The sequence below is a fragment of the Klebsiella sp. A-Nf5 genome (assembly GCF_002810545.1).
GTDB classification, from domain to species: domain Bacteria; phylum Pseudomonadota; class Gammaproteobacteria; order Enterobacterales; family Enterobacteriaceae; genus Klebsiella; species Klebsiella variicola.
In genome coordinates this window covers 140,680-161,171 of the sequence record NZ_PIOG01000027.1, presented here as the reverse complement: position 1 = coordinate 161,171, position 20,492 = coordinate 140,680, and the positions used below count along the sequence as shown (strand labels likewise).

The 20,492-nt window shown below is 57.3% G+C and carries 19 protein-coding genes; 6 read left to right on the top strand and 13 right to left on the bottom strand.

Features of this window, described 5'->3' with window-relative positions; all coding sequences use genetic code 11:
• Positions 1 to 15: 15 nt before the first annotated feature.
• Entirely contained in the window at positions 16 to 828 is an 813-nt protein-coding gene (locus tag CWM53_RS03130) for an ABC transporter substrate-binding protein (protein WP_100631727.1), read from the bottom strand.
• Positions 829 to 1,020: 192 nt separating this feature from the next.
• Here CWM53_RS03130 and CWM53_RS03125 point away from each other — a divergent pair, with 192 nt between their 5' ends.
• Entirely contained in the window at positions 1,021 to 1,917 is an 897-nt protein-coding gene (locus CWM53_RS03125; protein ID WP_012542124.1) for a GntR family transcriptional regulator, read from the top strand.
• Positions 1,918 to 1,968: 51 nt separating this feature from the next.
• Positions 1,969 to 2,754: an SDR family oxidoreductase gene (locus CWM53_RS03120; RefSeq protein WP_074386250.1), complete on the top strand. Its 786-nt coding sequence runs from the start codon at positions 1,969 to 1,971 to the stop codon at positions 2,752 to 2,754.
• A 122-nt stretch (positions 2,755 to 2,876) separates the two neighbouring features.
• Here CWM53_RS03120 and CWM53_RS03115 read toward each other — a convergent pair whose 3' ends face one another.
• Entirely contained in the window at positions 2,877 to 4,319 is a 1,443-nt protein-coding gene (locus CWM53_RS03115) for a DHA2 family efflux MFS transporter permease subunit (protein ID WP_100631726.1), read from the bottom strand.
• A 165-nt stretch (positions 4,320 to 4,484) separates the two neighbouring features.
• Here CWM53_RS03115 and CWM53_RS03110 point away from each other — a divergent pair, with 165 nt between their 5' ends.
• Complete coding sequence (locus CWM53_RS03110) at positions 4,485 to 5,072, top strand: TetR/AcrR family transcriptional regulator C-terminal domain-containing protein (RefSeq protein ID WP_012542120.1); 588 nt, start codon at positions 4,485 to 4,487, stop codon at positions 5,070 to 5,072.
• A gap of 143 nt (positions 5,073 to 5,215) precedes the next feature.
• On the opposite strand, the gene CWM53_RS03105 is transcribed toward CWM53_RS03110, so the two are convergent.
• The 7 genes from CWM53_RS03105 to CWM53_RS03075 form a co-directional block, all read right to left on the bottom strand.
• Complete coding sequence (locus tag CWM53_RS03105) at positions 5,216 to 6,349, bottom strand: FAD-dependent oxidoreductase (protein ID WP_100631725.1); 1,134 nt, start codon at positions 6,347 to 6,349, stop codon at positions 5,216 to 5,218.
• A gap of 326 nt (positions 6,350 to 6,675) precedes the next feature.
• Positions 6,676 to 7,020 (bottom strand): SLOG family protein, encoded by a 345-nt coding sequence (locus tag CWM53_RS03100; RefSeq protein WP_074386247.1) that lies wholly within the window; start codon positions 7,018 to 7,020, stop codon positions 6,676 to 6,678.
• Between the two features lie 65 nt (positions 7,021 to 7,085).
• Positions 7,086 to 8,738, bottom strand: a complete 1,653-nt coding sequence (locus tag CWM53_RS03095) for a Na/Pi cotransporter family protein (RefSeq protein WP_074386290.1) — start codon at positions 8,736 to 8,738, stop codon at positions 7,086 to 7,088.
• Positions 8,739 to 8,752: 14 nt separating this feature from the next.
• On the bottom strand, positions 8,753 to 8,977 hold the full coding sequence (locus CWM53_RS03090) for a hypothetical protein (protein WP_016160720.1): 225 nt from the start codon (positions 8,975 to 8,977) through the stop codon (positions 8,753 to 8,755).
• A gap of 75 nt (positions 8,978 to 9,052) precedes the next feature.
• Positions 9,053 to 11,746, bottom strand: a complete 2,694-nt coding sequence (gene mgtA / locus CWM53_RS03085; protein WP_074386246.1) for a magnesium-translocating P-type ATPase — start codon at positions 11,744 to 11,746, stop codon at positions 9,053 to 9,055.
• Between the two features lie 314 nt (positions 11,747 to 12,060).
• On the bottom strand, positions 12,061 to 12,267 hold the full coding sequence (locus tag CWM53_RS03080) for a hypothetical protein (protein ID WP_224224395.1): 207 nt from the start codon (positions 12,265 to 12,267) through the stop codon (positions 12,061 to 12,063).
• A gap of 438 nt (positions 12,268 to 12,705) precedes the next feature.
• A complete protein-coding gene (locus CWM53_RS03075; protein ID WP_023322401.1) occupies positions 12,706 to 13,611 on the bottom strand; it encodes a LysR family transcriptional regulator in 906 nt (301 codons plus the stop codon).
• A 167-nt stretch (positions 13,612 to 13,778) separates the two neighbouring features.
• On the opposite strand from CWM53_RS03075, the gene CWM53_RS03070 reads away from it, so the two are divergent.
• Entirely contained in the window at positions 13,779 to 14,528 is a 750-nt protein-coding gene (locus CWM53_RS03070) for an SDR family oxidoreductase (protein WP_012542112.1), read from the top strand.
• A 90-nt stretch (positions 14,529 to 14,618) separates the two neighbouring features.
• Here the strand turns inward: CWM53_RS03070 and CWM53_RS03065 are convergent, their stop codons facing one another.
• Positions 14,619 to 15,212 carry an ester cyclase gene (locus CWM53_RS03065; RefSeq protein ID WP_074386289.1) on the bottom strand — a complete coding sequence of 198 codons (594 nt, stop codon included), beginning with the start codon at positions 15,210 to 15,212 and terminating at the stop codon, positions 14,619 to 14,621.
• Positions 15,213 to 15,214: 2 nt separating this feature from the next.
• Positions 15,215 to 16,324, bottom strand: coding sequence for an alkene reductase (locus CWM53_RS03060; RefSeq protein WP_074386245.1), 1,110 nt, complete (start codon positions 16,322 to 16,324; stop codon positions 15,215 to 15,217).
• Between the two features lie 100 nt (positions 16,325 to 16,424).
• On the opposite strand from CWM53_RS03060, the gene CWM53_RS03055 reads away from it, so the two are divergent.
• Entirely contained in the window at positions 16,425 to 17,360 is a 936-nt protein-coding gene (locus tag CWM53_RS03055) for a LysR family transcriptional regulator (protein ID WP_074386244.1), read from the top strand.
• 13 nt (positions 17,361 to 17,373) lie between these two features.
• Here CWM53_RS03055 and CWM53_RS03050 read toward each other — a convergent pair whose 3' ends face one another.
• Together CWM53_RS03050 and CWM53_RS03045 are read right to left on the bottom strand one after the other, a co-directional pair.
• Positions 17,374 to 18,204: an oxidoreductase gene (locus CWM53_RS03050; RefSeq protein ID WP_061156380.1), complete on the bottom strand. Its 831-nt coding sequence runs from the start codon at positions 18,202 to 18,204 to the stop codon at positions 17,374 to 17,376.
• A 102-nt stretch (positions 18,205 to 18,306) separates the two neighbouring features.
• Positions 18,307 to 19,314 carry an AraC family transcriptional regulator gene (locus CWM53_RS03045; RefSeq protein WP_074386243.1) on the bottom strand — a complete coding sequence of 336 codons (1,008 nt, stop codon included), beginning with the start codon at positions 19,312 to 19,314 and terminating at the stop codon, positions 18,307 to 18,309.
• Between the two features lie 226 nt (positions 19,315 to 19,540).
• Between CWM53_RS03045 and CWM53_RS03040 the strand changes: the two genes are divergently transcribed.
• Positions 19,541 to 20,398, top strand: a complete 858-nt coding sequence (locus CWM53_RS03040) for a MurR/RpiR family transcriptional regulator (protein ID WP_074386242.1) — start codon at positions 19,541 to 19,543, stop codon at positions 20,396 to 20,398.
• The last annotated feature ends 94 nt before the right edge of the window (positions 20,399 to 20,492 follow it).

The following is a 20,492-nucleotide window of genomic DNA, read 5'->3' as shown; positions in this document are numbered from 1 at the left end:
TTAATGGCAAACGGGTTAGAAAAGGGCAACGGAGTCTGGGAAGTTCCACTTCTTAATCAGTTGCGTGTAGGTGCCATTTTTGACGAGTCTCTGCAGACCTTGCTCCAGCAGGGCCTGGGTTGCGGTATCGCCTTTACGCACGGCAAAGGCGATGTGAGTATTCGCTTCGAACTCGGCGCCAACCGCTTCGAACATGCCAGCTTTTTCGGTAAACAGGGCGACGGTGCCCGGCGTGGAGAGGAACTCGGCATCGGCACGTCCCTGGGCGACGGCCACGGCGGAATCGGTGGCCGCGGGGAACGTCATGACGTTGATGGCCGGTTTTTTGGCCTCCAGGCAGCGCTGATTGTCTGCCCGGGCCTGGCTCTCTTCGATCCCGCCGAGCGTCACGGCGATGTTTTTGCCGCAGAGGCTCAGGTCACGCCCGGTGATGTTGGCCGGGTTACCTTTGCGGACCACCACGCGACTGCCGATTTTCAGATAGGGTACGAAGTCAACCTGCTCGGCACGGGTCGGATTGACGTACATGGCGGAGTTGATGATATCCAGACGTTTACCCTGCAGCGCCGGAATAAGCCCTTTGAATTCCATCGGCATTGGCGCTGGCGTCAGTTGGATCTCTTTGCTTAGCGCGTTAATCAGGTCGATATCGAAGCCGGTAAGCTTGCCTGCTTTCACGTATTCAAAAGGCATGAACGTCGCTGCCGTTCCATAGGTCAACTGGCCCTTGGCGATGGTTTCCACCGCCGCATGGCTGACCAGTGGCAGGGCGGTCAGCGCGAACATCAAGGTACGCACGCGGCGAAACAGAAAAGAATTGCTGGACATAGTCGTCTCCTGGCTAAGGTTTAAATTGAATTTAGTGAGTCAATAAATACAATTATGCGTATGAAAAAAATGTCTCATTCTGGTGCGTGTTGCACGTTAAGCGTGCACTCCTTGCTTTACTTTGCTGCGTTTTGTTGCTCGTGATATTGTATATATCGACCACAACAATGCATTTCAGGGAATCGTGAATTCATGCAGCCTGACTCCACTGCGAGCAGTCGCCGGATAGCCCGGCAAATACTCGACCTGATATCTGAAGCAAGATTCGATCCAGGTCATCATTTACGTGAGCAACATCTTGCCGATGCGTTGGGTGTTTCGCGTACGCCGGTACGTGCCGGGCTCAAGGAACTGACCCGAATGGGGGCGGTTGAAGCGCGGCCAAACCAGGGTTTTTTCCTGCTTAAACGCAGTAATGAGCTGGATCAGCTGGAGATTGAGCAGTCCAAGAGCAATGACCAGAAGTTGTACGAGCAACTGGTCCATGACCGCATTGCAGGTATCCTGCCGGAATCCTTTACCCAGACCGAAATCAGCCAGCGCTATGATGTTGATCGCGGCGTGCTGACCCGTACGCTGGTGAAGCTATCGGAGGATGGCCTGATTGCCCGCAATGCAGGGCATGGCTGGCGCTTTCTGCAAACCCTGAACTCCGATATCGCTCTGCGCAATAGCTACGGTTTTCGCCTGATGATTGAACCGATGGCGTTGCTGACGCCCAACCTGCATGTTGACCGGCAGATGCTTAAACGTCTGCGCGCCCGGCATCTGAGACTCATCACCCACCCGGACATTACGCAGGTCCCGGCCAAAGAGATTTTCGAAACCGATGCGGCGTTTCATGAGTTGCTGGCAGAGGCCAGCGGCAACCTGTTTGTATTACAGGCCATTCAGCAGCAAAACCGGCTGCGCCGCCTGCTGGAATTTGGTAGCTATCACAATAAGCGTCGCGTAAAAGAGTGGTGCGAAGAGCACGTTGCCATCATTGATGCCCTGCGAGAGAACAAACAGGAACAGGCGGCAGAGTTGATGAGAAAACACCTGCAATACGCGTTTGACCAGGTCAATGTAAAAAGCCCACGCGTATAACTGGCATCACTATTGCACATAATGCTCCTGAAAATACAATCAGGAGCATTTATGAATTTGCAGATACAACAGCGTGTGGCACTGGTTTGCGGTGCGGGAAGTGGCCTTGGACAGGCTATCGCCTGCTCGCTGGCGCAGGAAGGCGTGAAGGTCGCCGTGACAGGCCGCAACAGAGAGAAGCTGGCGCAAACGGTGGAACGCATCACTCAGCTGGGCGGTACCGCCCGCGCCTGGCCGCTGGATCTTGCCGTCCCGGAACAGTTTGATACGGTCATCGCCGATATCCGCGAGCACTGGGGCGACATCGATATTCTGGTCAATAATTCCGGTGGCCCACCGCCCACGCTGGCACAGGGGACGGACGGCGCCGTCTGGCAACAGCAATTTTCAGTGATGGTCGCCTCGTTGATCCAGCTCACCGATAAACTACTGCCCGCCATGCGCAGCCGTGGCTGGGGACGCATTATTACCACCACCTCGTCCGGTGTGATTGCCCCGATTCCGGGTCTCGCCCTGTCGAATGCGCTGCGCATGAGCTTGCTTGGCTGGTCGAAAACCCTTGCCGCTGAAGTGGCGGCCGACGGCGTCACAGTGAATGTGATGGTGCCTGGACGCATCGCTACCGACCGGGTGGGTCAGCTGGATGCTATCAAGGCGAAACGGGAACATTCCACTGCGGAAGCGGTCGCGGAGAAGAGTCGTCTGAGCATTCCGGCGGGACGTTATGGCCACCCCCAGGAGTACGGCGCCACCGCTGCCTTTTTGGCAAGCCAGCTTGCCAGCTACATTACCGGGGCGGTGATCCGGGTCGATGGCGGATTGATTGGTTCGATTTAGTGGGGCGTCGCGTGCAATGCCAGTCGCTGGTGTCGCTGACTGGCATTCACGCCTCTCTCGCGCTCATTCAGAATGAGGTGTTAACTATTGCGTACCGGGTGCGGGACAGGACGCCAGACCGGTTATCTTGTTTCTTCCCGCGTTGATGATCCCTGATGGTTCACCATGAAAAGTGCTGAAAGCGTGAGCAGTATGGCGCCGCTGATCAGTATCCACCCGGCGTGCTGAAAGGCGGCTAAGCTACCCTGCGTATGCGCCAGTCTGACGTAGCACGCCGTCACCAGGGCCGCGCCAGCCATCGCGCCAACACGCTGCAGGATGTTGAGAATCGGTGCTGCATCAGAAACATGACGGGTACCCGCCATCGCCAGGCCTGCCGCCATCGCCGGCACTGTCGCAAGGGCTAAACCGAATCCCCTGATAGCGAGTGCGCTACCGACCAGGGTGTAGCTACTGCCTCCATCAATCATGGCCAGCGGCCATGTCGCCAACACCGAGAGCAAGCCGCCAACGATCAGCACCACGCGAGGACCCAGCCGGTCTGAGAAATAACCGGCGACCGGGAATCCTATGGCAGAACCGATTAACTGCGGAGTAAGGAGCAAACCCACGTCAGCCAGTGCTTCATGGCAAACGTCGCGGAAATACAACGGGAGCAGGAACTGCCCACCAAAATTCACCGCACCTCCGATAGCCATCAGCAACGCCGATAATGTGAAGCCACGATGTTTGAAAAGGCTGAGATGAAGTAAAGGCGAGTCAATGCGAAAAGAGCGAAAGATAAACAAGCCGATAAACAGTGCGCCCACGCTGAGTAAGATAATGTTCCCGCTATTTTCACCACTATTCAGGCTGACACCTTTAATACCCTCCATGAGCAGGGGAAGGCTACAAAGAATCAGTATTAACCCCATCCAGTCCAGGGAGAGCGGCTTATCATTTTTTATTGTCGGGCGAGGGAGTAATTTCCATCCCGCAAGCCATGCACAGAGAGATAAGGGGACATTAATAAAAAACAAGACTCGCCATCCGCAGACCTGAAGCAGAACGGCACCCAGAGACGTTCCCAGTAAGGGCGCAATGACGATAGCCACGCCTATCGTACCAATGATCCGCCCGAGGCGCTCACGACCGACCACCAGACCCAGGATCGTCTGCCCGGCTGGCACGAGTAACCCGCCTGCCAGACCTTGCATTATTCTGGCGGTGAGCAGCACCTCGATATTCGGGGATAACGCGCAAACTGCCGAGAAAACACCAAATAAAATAAGTGCATAGAGCCAAAGTTGGGTGGCGCCAAACCGTTTTACCGCCCATGCGCTAACCGGAACGCCTGCGGCCAGCGCCATGAGGTATGCGGTGGCTATCCACTGGATGGAGGCGTCCGTCACCCCAAGGCCCTTTGCCATGGCCGGAAGCGCAGCACTGAGCATGGTGGATGAGAGCATGGTAGCGAATGCTCCAAGGGTGATGATGGCGGCTTGCAGCCACAAAACCGGCGGGATGGCATTGATGGGATCAGCATGGTTGGTTTTCTTTACCTGCGTATCTCGATTGATATTCATGGGATGACCTTTAGGTGCGATGCGTTAAAAATCTATCATTGATCAATTTTTCTATCAATGATAGATTTATTTTCATCAATGGCGCCGGTAGGCTCCTGGTCAGGAGAAGATCTCTTTTCATCTACCACGGGCTCGGTTGGATGCATTAACAACAGGATGAACACCATGGCTAAAATTCAGCGGGATCAGGTCATTAATGCTGCATTAGCACTCTTAGATGAAGTCGGGCTGGAAGCGATAACGACGCGAAAGCTGGCGCAAAAGCTGGGGGTAGAATCCGCAACGCTGTACTGGCATTTCAGGAACAAGGCCAGCTTACTGGAAGAGATGGCCGCAACTGTTTTGGCCAGGCACCATTCGCTTCCGCTGGCTGAAGACACGGCCGAGTGGGCAGACTGGCTGGCAAATAACGCGCGCAGTTTCCGCCGCGCGCTTCTCGCTCATCGGGATGGCGCACTGCTCCATGCGGGGACAACACCGGCGCGGGTAGGAGGGGAAACGTTCTACCCAAAGGTGGCTTACCTTATGCGGGCCGGCTTTTCTGAGGCCGAAGCCGCAATGATATTACTCACTATTAGCGAATATACCCTGGGATGCGTATTGGAGGAGCAGTCTCGTACAGACAGACATGATGATGAAAGATTGTCTACACCCTCAACAGAAATCAGTCGTATCGATGCGCTTACCCACCAACATCCGGATACCTGTTTTGAGTTCGGTCTGTCTTTGATCATGAAGGGGTTATTAAAATAACTCGTTCCAGATTTCAGCTATTGCGACAGCGTTTTAATGATTTTATATCCGGAGCGTTATTCTCCGGACATTACTGAACATTGACCTCCCGATGGCGGGAGGGTTATTTGTTCATGGCGCAAGAATCACCGCAGCGTCGGGGATCAGGATCCTGTTTTATACTGGTTAAAAAAATGCAACAACGCGCCGGGTGTCTCGTCCCCAAAGAGAATGCCTGCCATTGCCTGCGCGTCGTTGGCCGCACTTTCGACGCGGATAAACATCTGTTCTTCATAAGCGGACAGCGCGGCTTCAGGATTATCTGCATTGGCCGCAATCGCGAGTCCCAGCTCAGCGCCATCCTCTAACGCGAGATTAGCGCCTTCGCCGAACGGCAGCATAAGATGCGCGGCGTCGCCCAACAGCGTTACGCCTGCTGTTCGCGGCCATCGAAGTCCGGGAGGTAAAAAGTGAATAGGGCGCAATACGGGCTCACCATCACCCTCCGTAATCAATGTTTGCAGTGGATGCGCCCAGCCATCGAATTCATCGACTATGCGTTGCACGTCAACCTGTGCATTAGCGGACGTCACGTCAGCGAACCAGGCCTGGGGTTGGCACAGAGCAATGTAAACGTGGATCACGCCGCCAGGCTCCCGGTGCGCCATGATACCCTTGCCTGGCGAGAGCGCAAAAAATGAGCCGCGGCCTACTGCTTGCGCGCAAGCCAGATGATCGGTGTCGACGTGACTAAGCCAGCGCTCGACATACGAAAATCCCGCATAGGCAGGCACAGCATCGGTGACCAGAGCACGGACACGCGACCAGGCACCATCTGCGCCCACCACCAGGGAGACCCTGGTGGTGGAGCCATCCGTAAAGTACAAACTATGCGTGCCGTCATCATGGGGGACGATATCTGCCACTTTACGGCCCCATTGCACGGTGTCCGCAGGAAGCGACTCCAGCAGCAGCGTGCGAAGCGCGCCGCGAGAGACTTCTGGTCGGCCGCCCAAACCATCATCGAACTGCTCGAACAATACGTTGCCCGCTTTATCGAGTACGCGCGTGGATTGACCACCAGGAAGAATAAGGGCCCGGAAGGCATCGTACAGGCCTGCCGCTATCAGCGCCCGCTGGCCATTATGATCGTGGATATCCAGCAAGCCACCTTGTGGGCGGGCCTCGGGAGAGGCTTCAGCTTCGTAGACCACAGAGGAAATGCCGTGGACATGTAAAATACGTGCGAGCATGAGGCCGCCGAGTCCTGCTCCGACGATGGCAATGGATGAGGTCATTTTTTCGCTCCAGGTAAGGTATGGCGGGTGTCGTTGTCCGGCTGTTCCTGGTTTCGATACCGCGCGAATAAGGGGAGTGGACGTGAAATCTCATCCCGGGGACCGACGGAAGCCTGAGGGTATGCTGAGCGGTATTGCCCATAATGTTCCCGGACAATTGGGGGGCCGGGCCCCCCGCCTGACTGTCCTCTCTGCGCTCAGCTTACACTTAGACGAGTAAGGTTCTCTATATTGACCATTGCTGGTTAATCGTCAAGGCCGTCATTCAATACCCCTCCAGCGGACGCCTGCCTGTGGCCATGGTCACCGAACTTCACCCACTCAGGTTAAACGACGTCGATGACGCGGATCCCTCTGTTTTTCGCCATCTTTATGCACTCCGCCGTATCTTCTCCGCCAGGAAAAGCCAGCAGTACGTCAGGGCGGCTATCTTCCAGCATAAACAAATTGCGCCTTGTCTCTGCATATTTTCCGTGCAGCGCCCAGTTTGCCGGGTAGCGGATCACGTGAACGTCGATCCCGCGCGCCCAGTTTTCTATCGCGCCGCCCAGCGCCTGGTGCCCTCCGTGAATCAACACGTTAATCGTCTGTGTACGGGCATAGAGTTCCAGCACATGGGTGATGGTATGGGTGTCGGCATAAAACCGACCCGAGCAGATTAACACTCGCATTTTTTGTACCTTAACGTTGCTTGCCTTGAAAAGGATCTCGTCCGCGCGCTGGCGGTTATTGTTTTTTAAACATCCGGCGGCGTTTCAATAAACCGCAGCGAGGTATCGCCCAGGCGGTCAATGACCGGGTAGGCGACGGCGGCGATATGGTGATGCACGCGGCGGTAGTCCCGTAGCACCCGCTGGAAAATGTCGCCGGATTCCGCCCAGGCATTCTTGTCCTCCCGCAGTTTTTTGAAGTGCTCGCGGCTGGCGGAGGCCTCCAGCTGGCGGATGGTTTCTTTGCGCTGCACCAGCTGGTGGGCAGCAGACAAGTCTTCACGCAGGAATGCCGCTATGCCTAAGTTCAGGCTGGTGAGGAGCTCCGCATGCAGCAGGCGAATATGGTGTAATTCAAAGTCGTTAAACTGCTCTCCCCGGCGTGCGCGGCGCGTGGCCAGCTGGGTCAGATTGCTGGAGAGAATGTCGCCCGCGTGCTCAACATTGATGATGAACATCAGGATCTCCTGGGCACGATCGGCATCTGCATCATTCAGCCCGTCCTGACCAATGTCGGCGAGGTAGGCGCGAACCGCCGCGCTCAGCAGATCGACCGACTGCTCCAGCTGGCGGATGTCATCGGCAGCCTGTTTTTCCTGGGTCACAAACAGCACCAGCAGTCGGTCCAGCATGATGGTTAGCATGTCGGCGGCGCGCAGCGATTCGCGAACCGAATTGGACAGGCCGATATAAGCCACTTCCAGACCCGCATCGTCGAGATACATTGGCATACCCGGGTCGCCTACGCGCTCTTCTTCCGGAAACAGTCGCTCCAGGAAGCGAGCCATTGGCATGTTCAGGCCGATAAACAGCAGCGCGAGCGCCACGCTAAAGGCGGTATGAAACCACACCACCAGCTGCGGCGTGTTCAGCCCGGATTTACGGGCGATCGCCATCAGCAACGGCAGAAGCAGTAATGCCAGCGCGCAGCCGGACAGGCGGACCATCAGGTTGCCAACCGGCAGGCGGCGGGCCACCGCGGACCCGGCGTTTAACACCGGCGGTAACGCGCCGCCGATGTTGGCGCCAAGCACCAGCACCAGGGCCGTAGCCGGGGTCAGCGTGCCGGTACCGGCGAGGGAGGCGATTAGCAAAATCATCGCCACGCTGGAGTGGCACAGGAGCGTCAGGAGCGCCGCCACCAGCAGGGCAATGAAAATATCGCCCTGTAGCCCCTGCATCACGGCATGAAACACCGGCGTGACCTCAATGTCCTGCAGCGTGCCGCCCAGTAAATGCAGCGCCAGCAGCATCAGGCCGAGGCCAATCAGGGCGCAGCCCACACTTTCAAAGCTGGAATGGTCGCGTAGCTTGAAAACCACAAACCCGGCCAGCAGAAGCAGCGGAATGGCGATTTCCATGTTAAAGCTCATCAGCTGGACCACCAGCGTGGAGCCGATGTTGGCGCCGAGCATCACCGCAAGCGCGGGGGCAAGGCTTAGCGTACCTGCGGCGGTAAATGACGTCGCCATCATACTGACCGCCGTGCTGCTTTGCAGAATGCCGGTAATGCCAATGCCGGAGAGCAGGGCGGTCCAGCGGTTAGTGAGGTGGCGTCCCATCCAGTTGCGCAGCGGCGTGCCGAAGCCGCGCTGCAGCGCCGTTGAAATCATATGGCTGCCCCAGAGCAGCAATGCGATGGCGCCAGCCAGGTTAATTAACAGAGTGGTTCCGGACATCATGAATTCCCCCTCTACAGGGCGGGTAGTGAAATAAAACGCAGTAACCTGATCGAAAAACGATGTATGGCGCTGGCGAGGTTCAGTAATGCTTTAGTGTGTTGATAGTTAATCTTCCCTCCGGCGTACCATGCCAGGGCACGGACGCGAAGGGTGCGGGTTATTTTCATTAAAAATAAGACAATCAACGCGATGGTCTTATTTTTAATCAGGAAAATGATGGAATGTTGCTTTTCCATAATGCTTCCAGCCTGTGTGGCCTGCCTGAAAGGTGCCGCCGAAGCGGCACGTGAATCACCGTCTTTAACGCAGAATTAGTGCCACTGCCTGAAGCGACGGATGTAGAACGTTTTCATGCCCTGGGCCACGCAGCAGTAGGCGAGCAGGGTGCCGACCAGCCACGGGAAGTACTGCCACGGCAGCGCCTGCAGCCCAACCAACGGCCCAAGCGGAGAGAACGGCACGTAAATTCCAATAGCCATAATCAGACCGGTCATCATCAGTACCGGCCAGGCGGCGGTGCTCTGAATGAACGGAATTTTCTGGGTACGCAGCATGTGCACCACCAGCGTCTGCGACAGCAGGCCTTCAACGAACCAGCCGGACTGGAACAGGGTCTGCATGTGTTCGCTGTTGGCGCTGAACACAAACCACATCAGCGCAAAGGTCGTCATGTCAAAAATGGACGAGGTCGGGCCAATCCAGACCATAAAGCGGCCGATGTTTCTTGCATCCCACTTGCGCGGTTTGCTCAGGAACTCTTTGTCCGTTTTGTCCCACGGCAGCGCGAGCTGGGAGATGTCGTACATCAGGTTTTGCAGCAGCAACTGGATCGCGAGCATCGGCAGGAACGGAATGAACGCGCTGGCCACCAGTACCGAGAACACGTTGCCGAAGTTGGAGCTGGCGGTCATGTTCAGGTATTTCATAATGTTGCCAAAGGTCTCGCGGCCTTTGATAACGCCTTCTTCCAGCACCATCAGGCTCTTTTCCAGCAAGATGATGTCGGCCGATTCCTTGGCGATATCGGTGCCACTGTCGACCGAGATACCCACGTCGGCATCGCGCAGAGCAGGGGCATCGTTAATGCCGTCACCGAGAAAGCCCACCGTATGACCGTTGGCCTGCAGCGCCTTCAGCACGCGTGATTTCTGCAGCGGCGTTAACTTGGCGAACACCGTGCGCTCTTCCACCAACTGCTGCAGGGCCGTGTCGCTCAACGACTCAATCTGCGGGCCGAGTACCGGTTCGCCTGGTTCCAGTCCCACCTGGCGGCAAATCCGCGTAGTGACAATCGCGTTATCGCCGGTCAGCACTTTGACTGCGACGCCAATATCCATCAGGGCAGCAATCGCCGGACCCGCGCTCTCCTTAGGTGGATCGAGGAAGGTGAGGAAGCCGCGGATAATCAGATCGTGCTCATCAGCGGTGCTGTACAGTCTTTTCGCTTCGGCTTTCGGAATGTCGCGCGTAGCGACCACCAGAACGCGGAAGCCGTCTTTGTTGTAGTCGTTCGCCATCGCCAGCATGGCGTCACGGCGCTGATCGTCGAGGGGGATAACCTTGCCATTCTCTTCCATGTGGGAGGCGATGCTCAGCATCTCCTCCACGGCGCCTTTGCACACCAGCAGATGATTGCTCTGGCTGTCTTTCACCACAATCGACAGGCGACGGCGCACGAAGTCGAACGGCATCTCATCGACTTTGCTGTACCCCTGAGGTTGCACAAAGCCCGACTCATTTTCAGAGAAGTAAATGACCGCCTGATCCATCAGGTTTTTGATGCCGCTTTGATAGTGGCTGTTGAGCCAGGCCAGCGCCAGCACGGACTGATTTTTCTGACCGTGCGTGTCGACGTGGTGCTCAAGGATGATTTTATCCTGCGTCAGGGTGCCGGTTTTGTCGGTGCACAGCACGTCCATCGCGCCCAGGTTCTGAATCGCGTTAAGGCGCTTAACCACGACTTTACGCTTCGCCATAGCCACCGCGCCCTTGGCGAGGTTGGCGCTGACGATCATTGGCAGCATTTCTGGCGTCAGACCTACGGCGACGGCCAGAGCAAACAGCAGGGCATCCCACCATTCGCCCTTCATCAGGCCGTTAATCAGGAACACCACCGGCACCATCACTAGCATAAAGCGGATCAACAGCCAGCTGACGCTGTTCACCCCGCGGTCAAACGCCGTTTGCGCCCGGGTGCCGACAATCGCTTTTGCCAGTGAGCCAAAGTAGGTCCTCGGCCCGGTCGCCACCACGACCGCCTGAGCGGTGCCGCTGACAACGTTGGTCCCCATGAAGCAGATGTTAGGCATATCCAACAGGTTCTCGTTGTCAACCGCCTTGTCGTGTGCGGATTTCTGCGCCACGTCGCCGAGGGTGTCGTACTTCTCAATCGGCAGCGCTTCGCCGGTCAGGACGGCCTGACTGATAAACAGGTCGCGTGATTCGATCAAACGGACGTCCGCCGGGATCATGTCGCCCGCATAGAGCTGCACGATATCGCCCACCACCAGCTCGCGCATCGGGATTTCACGTGGCTTTCCTTTTTGCCCGGCGTGTTCGCGACGAACGACCGTCGCGGTGGTGCGAACCATCGCTTTCAGCGCTTCGGCCGATTTGGCCGAGCGGTGTTCCTGCCAGAAGCGCACCAGTCCGCTGAGGGCAACCATGGTGCCGATGATTATCACCGTCGTCAGGTCGCCGTCTTCGCCATGGCTGGTGGGCAGCCAGTAGTCGGTGAAGAAGCTGATCCCGGCGAGAATGGCGAGCACATAAATAAACGGGTTGTTAAACGCCATCAGCAGCTGGATCAGCGCGTGAGTCGGCTTGTCATGAGTCACTTCGTTCAGGCCATCCCGCTCCAGCCGGGCATTTGCCTGGGCTTCCTGCAGCCCTTCCCGGGTGGTGTTGAGGTTGACCAGGGTTTCTGCGATACCGTTTTGGGCTTCCTGGGCGGCACGCATAGACAGCGTGCTTTTTTTATTTCGGTTCTTGATTTGTACAGTCATGGTGCTGCTCCTGTCGCCGGGCGGCAGCAGGCTTTTTACGGTAAGACCCGGATTAAGGGCGGCCGAAAATAGCCCGATGTCGCATCAGCGATCGGTTTTAATTAATTTCGCACAGGGCTTCCCGCTGTTTATTATTAAAATAAACAGGCGTGAAGTTTATATTTTGTTTTATTTGGACGTGATTATTCCTGCCGATGTACAAGTATGAATACATCAGTGAATAAACAGGTACCAGCAGTGACTTAACTCAGCGTGACGCACGAAAACGGGCTGCGGCATAGCGCGCAGACACGGCCTACGGCGTAACGGCTGAATCAGGCGACGAAGGGGCGACTTTGTGGGTCTTCGCCATCAGAGAAGCGGCAACGACGCTCCAGCTGGCCGGTGACAGGACTGACGCGCCAGTTAGTAATGCGTTGATTCAACTCACTGATTTTCGAGGAGAATATAGAGCTTTGCTGTTTTTTACGCGCAGACGACACCCGATCGCGGGGCGGCCGGACACGTAGCGTTGATGTCATGGTTTTGACACCAGGAAAAAGGGTAGATTTGAAGTTCATAACACACCTCGGGACCGTGAAAACTCTGGTCGAGGTGGGACAACACGAGAGCATCAAGCTCCGGCGAGACACACCAAAACGAAGAAGTGATCACAATCGATTTTATGTTTACTTGTCCGAATAACCGTTAAGGCAATATTCGGACCGCTACTAAATTCAGTATCCATTAGTCTCTTATGTCAGATTAGGAAAGGCCACAACTTAGGCCCATGAAATCTACCCATAGCCAATGTTATTGTCAACCCATTCATATCAATTTAAATCTTCGTTTATATTTTGTGTAGAAACATCAAATCGTCGATTTAATCAGCGGTGTTTTTCGGACGGTCGTAAAAAGGATAATAGCGGTCAGTGCGTTCATTTACGGACCCCCCTCGGCGCGGCGTCAGATAACGCGCTTTATCCCTGCACCGCAGCCGGAAAAACCGCCGCCAGCCATTCAATAAAGACGCGGAGCCGGGGCGGCACGTGCCGGTGCCGGGCGTAGACGACGTGAAAGGGATAGGGGGCCGGGCGCCAGGCGCTGAGGATCTCCACCAGCTTGCCGCTTGCCAGCGCGGGTTTTAGCGAATAGGTAAAGGTCTGCACAATGCCTAAGCCCGCCTCGCCGGCGGCAATATGCGCGTTGCTCTCATTGATGCCGAGATGGGGCTCTGTCTTGAGCTCGGTACTGACGCCGTGACGCGTAAAGCGAAACGGAAACGCTCTGCCGCTGGCCGGCGACAGATAGCTGATGAGCTGGTGGCCATGATGGAGTTCATCCGGCGAGGCGGGCGTGCCGCAGCGCTGAAGATAGCCAGGGGTGGCGCAGGTGACCAGCGTCGCCTCGCCGATTTTACGGGCGATCAGCGTCGAGTCATCCATCGGCCCGCCGCGGATGGCGCAGTCAATATTGCCGCTGATGAGGTCCGCGGGTTTATCGGCCACCTGTAAATCGATACGGATATCCGGCCAGGCGGTCATAAAGTCCGCCAGCAGCGGGATCAGCACATCGCACGCGGTCGACCCACCGATGGCGATCCGTAGATGGCCCTTCGGCTTATTGTGGGCGGTATTGAAGGAGGCGTCGATCTCTTCCAGGTCTTCCAGCAGGCAGCGAGCTTTTTCATAGTACTCCCGTCCTTCCGGCGTCACGGTAATACGCCGGGTGGTGCGCTGCAGGAGGGAAACCCCCAGATGCGCTTCCAGTTGCTTGATGGTTTTGCTGAGCGTGGCGTTGGGCATATCCAGCGAGTCCGCGGCGCGGGTAAAGCTGCCGGCTTCGACAACGCGGGTGAAGGCTTTGAGGGCTGAAAATCGGTCCATTATTCGCAGTATCCTGGTTAGCGGGCGTCCATTATCCACGGAGGGGAAAAGTGTTTTTCAGATTAGGCCATTTTTCCGCCTCTTTGAGGCGATTACAGTGCTTTCCATACCCGGCGGGGCGCTTTCGCGAGCCTGGCCTGTTTATACTCTAACCAAGGAAATGCACCATGAGCAAAAAACTTGCGGATAAAGTGGCGTTAGTGACCGGCGGCAGCACCGGGATTGGCCTGGCGTCGGCGAAAGCGCTGGCGGAGCAGGGCGCGAAGGTGTATATCACCGGCCGCCGACAGGAGGAGCTGGATGCGGCGGTAAGATTCATCGGGCCCGCCGCCCGAGGGATCCGCGCCGACGCCGCCGTGTTAAGCGACCTTGACGCGGTATTTGCGACCATTGCCGACGAGTCCGGCCGGCTGGATGTGCTGTTCGCCAATGCTGGCGGCGGGGATATGCTGCCGCTCAGCGCCATCACCGAAGCGCACGTCGAGCGGATATTCGCCACCAACGTGCGCGGGGTGGTGTTCACGGTCCAGAAAGCGCTGCCGCTGCTCACCGACGGCGCCTCGGTGATTTTGACCGGCTCTACGGCGGCAGTCAAAGGGACGGCGAACTTCAGCATCTATAGCGCCAGTAAAGCGGCGGTACGCAGCCTGGCGCGCTCCTGGGCGCTGGAGGTGAACGATCGCGGGATCCGCATCAATGTCGTCAGCCCGGGGCCGGTGCGTACCCCGGGTCTGGGAGGACTGGTTGCGGAGGCGGACCGCCAGGGCTTGTTCGACGCCCTGGCCGCCAGCGTACCGCTCGGGCGGCTGGGCGAGCCGGAGGAGATTGGCAGGACGGTGGTATTTTTAGCGTCTGACGAGTCGAGCTTTATTAACGCCGCAGAGATCTATGTCGACGGCGGAATGGCGCAAATCTAAGCACAGTCTGTCGCCAGGAGAGCTACCCCGGCGGATACCGGGGCGGCTCGTGGTTATGGCGATCGCTTACTCACCGTCCGGGTGGGCAGCTTATTGCGCGCCCAGCTGTTTCATCAGCGTCAGGTTATCTTCAATATGCCAGTTGGCGGCAATTTTACCGCCGCTGATCTGATAGATATCGGTGGCAATAAAATCGATATTTTGTCCCTTACCCTTCCGGGTGCCGAAGGTCCCGGTAAAGTGGCCATGAAAATGTAAGTGTGAGACCACCCGGTCACCGGCCACAATCATTTGTTCGACATCACAGCGTAAATCCGGCACCGCCTGACGAAATGCTCTGGAGGCGAGGATCGCGCCTTCCGGCCCTTGTCGGCGCCCTTCCGGGGGCGTTTTATCGATAAAATTCCCCGCCAGCGCCGCCCGGGCCAGCGCTTCATCACCGGTATTCCAGAACGTGGCGTATTGTCTGGCGACATATTCATTGGCGGCGCGTGTGGCAGGGGGAAGGCCGCTGTCAACGATGAGCTGGGCTGGCTTCAGCAAACCCTGCGGGGCTGAAAACGCGGAGCCGGATATCCCGGCAAGCAGCAGCGCTGTGGCGCAGCGCCGCAGCGTGATGCCGTGTCTGGCCTGCGCGCAGACAACAGCGACACCAAGGCTGGCAGGTAACATTTTGCGGGTCATTTTCACTCTTTATGCTCCGTATAGAAGGGATAGTCGGTATAGCCCACCTCTGTCCCGCCAAACAGCGTGGCGGGATCGCTGACGGTCGCCAGCGGCCAGCGGTGCTGAAGCCGCTGCGGCAGGTCAGGATTAGCAATAAACGGGCGGCCGAAAGCCACCAGGTCGGCGAAACCGGCGGTGAGGATACGTTCCGCCTTTTGCTGATCGTAATTGCCGGCCACGATCAGGGTGCCGCTGAAGGTCGCGCGCAGCGTGTCACGAAAGTGCTGGGGAACGGCTGGCGCATCGTCCCAGTCCGCCTCCGCCAGGTGGATAAAGGCGATACCCTGCTGTTCGCACCAGGCCGCCAGGGCAAGGATGGCGTCGATCACTTGCGGGTCGTTCATCCCGCGCTGGGTAATGTAGGGGGAAAGGCGGATGCCCGTCCGCTCGCGGCCAATAACGTCGCCGATGGCGGTCAGCACCTCCTGGGCAAAACGGATCCGGTTGCTCAGGCTACCGCCGTACTCATCAGTACGCTGGTTGGCGGTACGCCGCAGGAACTGGTCGATCAGATAGCCATTGCCGCCGTGCACTTCCACGCCGTCAAACCCCGCCGCTATCGCATTGCGCGCCGCCTGACGGTAATCGGCGACAATACGCTGGATATCCGACCGGGAGAGCGCCCGCGGTGGAGGGCAGTCCACCATCTGGCCCCGGCCTTGCTCATCCACCACCCATACCTGGGCGTCCGGCGCCAGCGCCGACGGGGCCACGGGTTGCCCATCCGCATGAAAACGAGCGTGCGACATCCGCCCCACGTGCCAGAGCTGAGAAAAAATAACGCCGCCAGCCTGGTGAACGGCCCCGGTCGTCAACTGCCAGCCGGCAATCTGCTCAGCGGAATGCAGGCCAGGCGTCCAGGAGTATCCCTGTCCCTCAGGAGAGATTTGCGTCGCCTCCGTGACGGTCAATCCGGCGCTGGCGCGCTGGCGGTAATATTCTGCCATCAGCGCGGAGGGGATATTTCCGGGCTGCAGGGCGCGCGCCCGGGTCATGGGAGCCATGACGATGCGGTTTTTCAATGGCAGCGTGCCGATGCGGTAACGATCGAAAAGTGAGAGGCTGTTCATACGGGTGTCCCTTGCGAGTGGAATGAAAATCACTTTACAGTCGGGATCTGATTTTGATAATTAGGCTAAAAACAGATTCACTTTTCAGGAAATACGAAAAATGGGCAAGCTGGAAGATATGGCGCTGCTGGTGGCTGTCGCCGAGGCGGGGGGACTCTCCGCCGCCGGCAGACGGTTATCGCTCTCACCGGCCACCATGACGGCCCGCCTGAAGGCGATGGAAGAGCGTTACCAGACCCGCCTGTTCCATCGTTCCACGCGCGCTATCACCCTGACCAGGGCGGGGGAAGATTTTTATCATGCCGCGCGGCGCGTACTGGAGGAGGCCCGCCACGCCGAATCGTTGCTGACGCAAAAGGAAGGCGTGCTGAGCGGCAATATTCGTCTTTCCGCCCCCTCCGACTTTGGCCGACAGTATCTTAGCCCGGCCATCGTCGACTTTTCCCGCCGTCACCCCGAGGTCACGTTTTCCGTGTTCTTAGGGGAGCGCGTGGAGGATCTGGTCGCCAACCGGCTGGATATGAGTATTCGCGTCGGTAACCTGCCAGACAGTAGTTTGGCGATCCGCCATATCCGCCCCAACCACCGGGTGCTGGTGGCTTCGGAGGCTTATCTTGCCACTCACGGAACGCCTGCCGCCCTCGACGAGTTGCACCATCACCGCTGCCTGGCGCTGGAGCGGCACGGTGTGGTGATGAATGAATGGCGCTTTGAGGAGGCGGGAAAGGAGCGCGTCGTGCGGGTGACACCGGCGATGGTCTGCGACGATGGGGCACTGCTGCGGCAGTGGGCGCTCAGCGGGGCGGGGATCGCCGGTAAATCATGGTGGGATGTGAAGAGGGATGTCGAGGAGGGACGGCTTCAGGTGCTGTTTGCCGAGCGCTTCACCGGATTCAGCCCCTTAGACCGTAAGGAGGTCGGGCTGCAGTTTGTCTTTCCCCAGCGAAAGCTGCAGCCGCCGCAGGTATCGGCGTTTATGGCGTTTTTTATCGACTGGCTGGGAGAGTCATCCCCCTCCAGCGCGAGGCGAAAGTGAGCAGAACATGACCTCAGCGCATCTGGCTGAGGATAATACGATCGAAAAGACGGTCGCCCAGCCAGACACGCATCCGGATAAGCAATTTGGCATACTTACCGACGGCATAACGGGGGCGTGGATTTGAGGCATTCACCGCGACCAGGACCACCTCGGCGATCGTCTGCGGGTCGCTGCCGGTGCCATGGCCGTACGTTTTTTGGATCGACAGGGCGACCCCTTTTACCAACTGACCATACGGTCCTGTGGCCGAACGTTTGACAATACTTTCACTGGCCGCATCGCCGAAGCCGGTTTCAATCACTCCAGGTTCGATGATAACCACCTTGATGCCGAAGTCGGCAACTTCCAGCCGCAGGCAGTCTGACCATCCCTCAAGTGCATGTTTGGTGGCGTGGTACCATGCGCCGAGGACGCTATACATCTTGCCACCCATGGAAGAGATATTGACAATATATCCGCGACGGCGGGCGCGCATCGCGGGAAGCAGTAGTTGCGTGAGATGCGCCGCGCCGAAGAGATTGACCTCAAACTGGTAGCGAGCCTCATCGATACCGATCTCTTCGACCGGGCCATACAGGCCAAAACCGGCATTATTGACCAGTACATCGACCCCTCCGGTCTGAGACAGAATGGTGTTCACGACCGCCAGCCGATCGTCCTGCCGTGAGAGATCCATCTGCAGGCATTGGGCCCCTAGCGAAGCCAGATCGTCCATTTTCCCGAGTTGCCGGGCAGCAACGTAAACCTGGTAACCCTCCTGGATAAGACGACGGGCAATGGCTTTCCCCATCCCTGACGATGCGCCGGTGACCAGCGCGGTTTTATTTTCCTGAATAAACATAAGCACCTCGGCAAGTAGACTGCGCCGAGTGTGCCTGCTGTCAGGCGCGGTGTCGCTGGCACGGTGCGCCACAATACTGGCAAAGCGCGCCATGACGCGCGCTTAGTTGAGGCGCATCATGTCTCTGAGGGTTTCTGGCGTCTGGCCGGTCCACGCCATAAAAGCCCGGTAGAAGGAATTCGGATCTTCAAAACCGAGCAGAAAGGCGATCTCATAACCGGAAAGCGTGGTATTGAGAAGATAGTGGCGAGCCAGCGCTTCGCGACAAGCGTGAACAAGGGCGCGATAATTCTCTCCCTCCTGCTCCAGCCTGCGCTGCAGGGTGCGTTTACTCATTCCCAGACGTTGCGCCGTATTGTCGATAGAGGCGTCGTTGCCCGGCAGAAGCTCCAGCAGAACTGCATGAACACGTTCAGCCGTTGAGGCCTGATCGCTAAGCTGGCTGAGACGACGCTGCAGCTCCGGCTCAAAGACCTGCCACATACCCTCGTTCACCGTCAAAAAGGGCCGCAGGGCATCAGCGGCGGCAAAGCTGATGGTCGCCCGCTTTCCACGCTGTATGGTCGTGCCGAAGAAGGCTGAAAAGTGGTGGGTCTGCTGGCGGGTGAGGGGCTGTGAGAGCGTCACTTTCACGGCCTGAACCGGTTCGCGGGTGGCCAGTCGGTTCAGGCGAAGTAAAAATGCCAGTTCCGCCACTTCCAGAGAGGCAGGGATTTCTGTTGCTCCCAGCCAGCGCGGAGACACTGTCAGCGTGCCGTTCTGCACGACCGTCGTCTCCAGCACCATGGGGGCAATAAGCAGTTTATACTTGGCCAGCCGCTGGACCGCCTGCATCATGTGGGTACTACACAAGGCGGCGAACAGCGGGGGATCAAACACTTCCGCAGAGACCCTTTCTACAAAAGGCAAAGGAAAGGCCTGGTCGTCGCTTTCTTTTTCTAGCACGCGCCAGAAACGCAGATACTCATCGGTAGTCAGACCGCGATTGATGTCTGAAAAGGTGTCGTCCGGCAAATTGGCCTGGCGGAGGAGATGTTCAGGCTCCATCCCTGCGTCTTTGAGCAGCGCTCGCCAACGGAGATTGAGAGAAAAAGTGCGGTTGCGTGCCATGGTGAGATTTCCAGCAGTGAACAGGGCTTTGATGTGCAACGCCCCCTGATAAGAGCATACCTTTTCCCACCGGCCAGTGACATTCCTCTTACGCCATATTTGAAGTAAAGCACGCCAGCAACGAGAAGGGGGGACGGATGTGACCCGCGAGGTCGTTAGCCACCTATAGAGTCTTGATCTCAAATATGATTAGATAGCTTTCACTTAAAACCAGTAAGTAGCTGCCATGAATCTCAGGGAAAAAATCATTAATGAATTCGGCGGGTTGTCACCCGAGCTGCAACGCGCCGCCGAGTTCTCACTGCAAAATGCCAGCCAACTGGTGGTGTTATCGATGCGTGCCTTCGCGGCGGAAGCTGGGGTAAAACCGGCGACGCTGCTGCGTCTGGCGCAGCGGCTGGGCTACCGCGGCTGGAGCGAGCTGAAAAGCGATTTCATTGACGACCTGGGGCTGCGCAATGATACATACGTATCAAAAGCGGAAAAAATGATGGCCCGCGGGACGCAAACGCAGCTGTATAAAGAGGTTTTTCAGGCGCATCAGGCGAATCTGACCTTTACGCAAAACGAAAATGCGCAGGAGATGGAGCAGGCGGTGACCTTGCTCGATAGCGCGGAGAATGTCTATATCTGCGGATTCCGCGCCAGCTTTCCGATCGCGTGGTCGCTGTTTTATGTCTATCGACTGTTCAACCGGCAGGTATCGTTAATCGACGGCCTGGCCAGCAATATCGAAGTTTTCACCCGCGAACTGACCAGCCGGGATTGCGTCTTACTCACCAGCTTTGCGCCCTATTCACGCGAATCACTGGATGTTTTACAGGCAGCCCGGCAGGCAGGGGCGAAGATCCTCGCCATCACCGACTCGCCGGTTTCCCCTTTAGCGCAGGCGGCAGACTGCACGCTGCTGTTTTCCATCGACAGTCCATCATTTTTCCCTTCCGTGGTCTCCGGCATGGGGCTGGCAGAGTGTTTACTGGCGATGCTGGTGGTGCGCCACGGCCGTGAGGCGGTGAGTAAAATTGAAAGTGCCGAACGCTATCTTATCGATTCTGGCGCCTATGTGATCCCCGGTAAATCCTGATAAATGATTCAAATGTATCTGGTATAAGAATAACGGATGCATTCATATCTTTATTTCGTTGACGTGATCCAAATGGATCCTGCAAGATACGCTC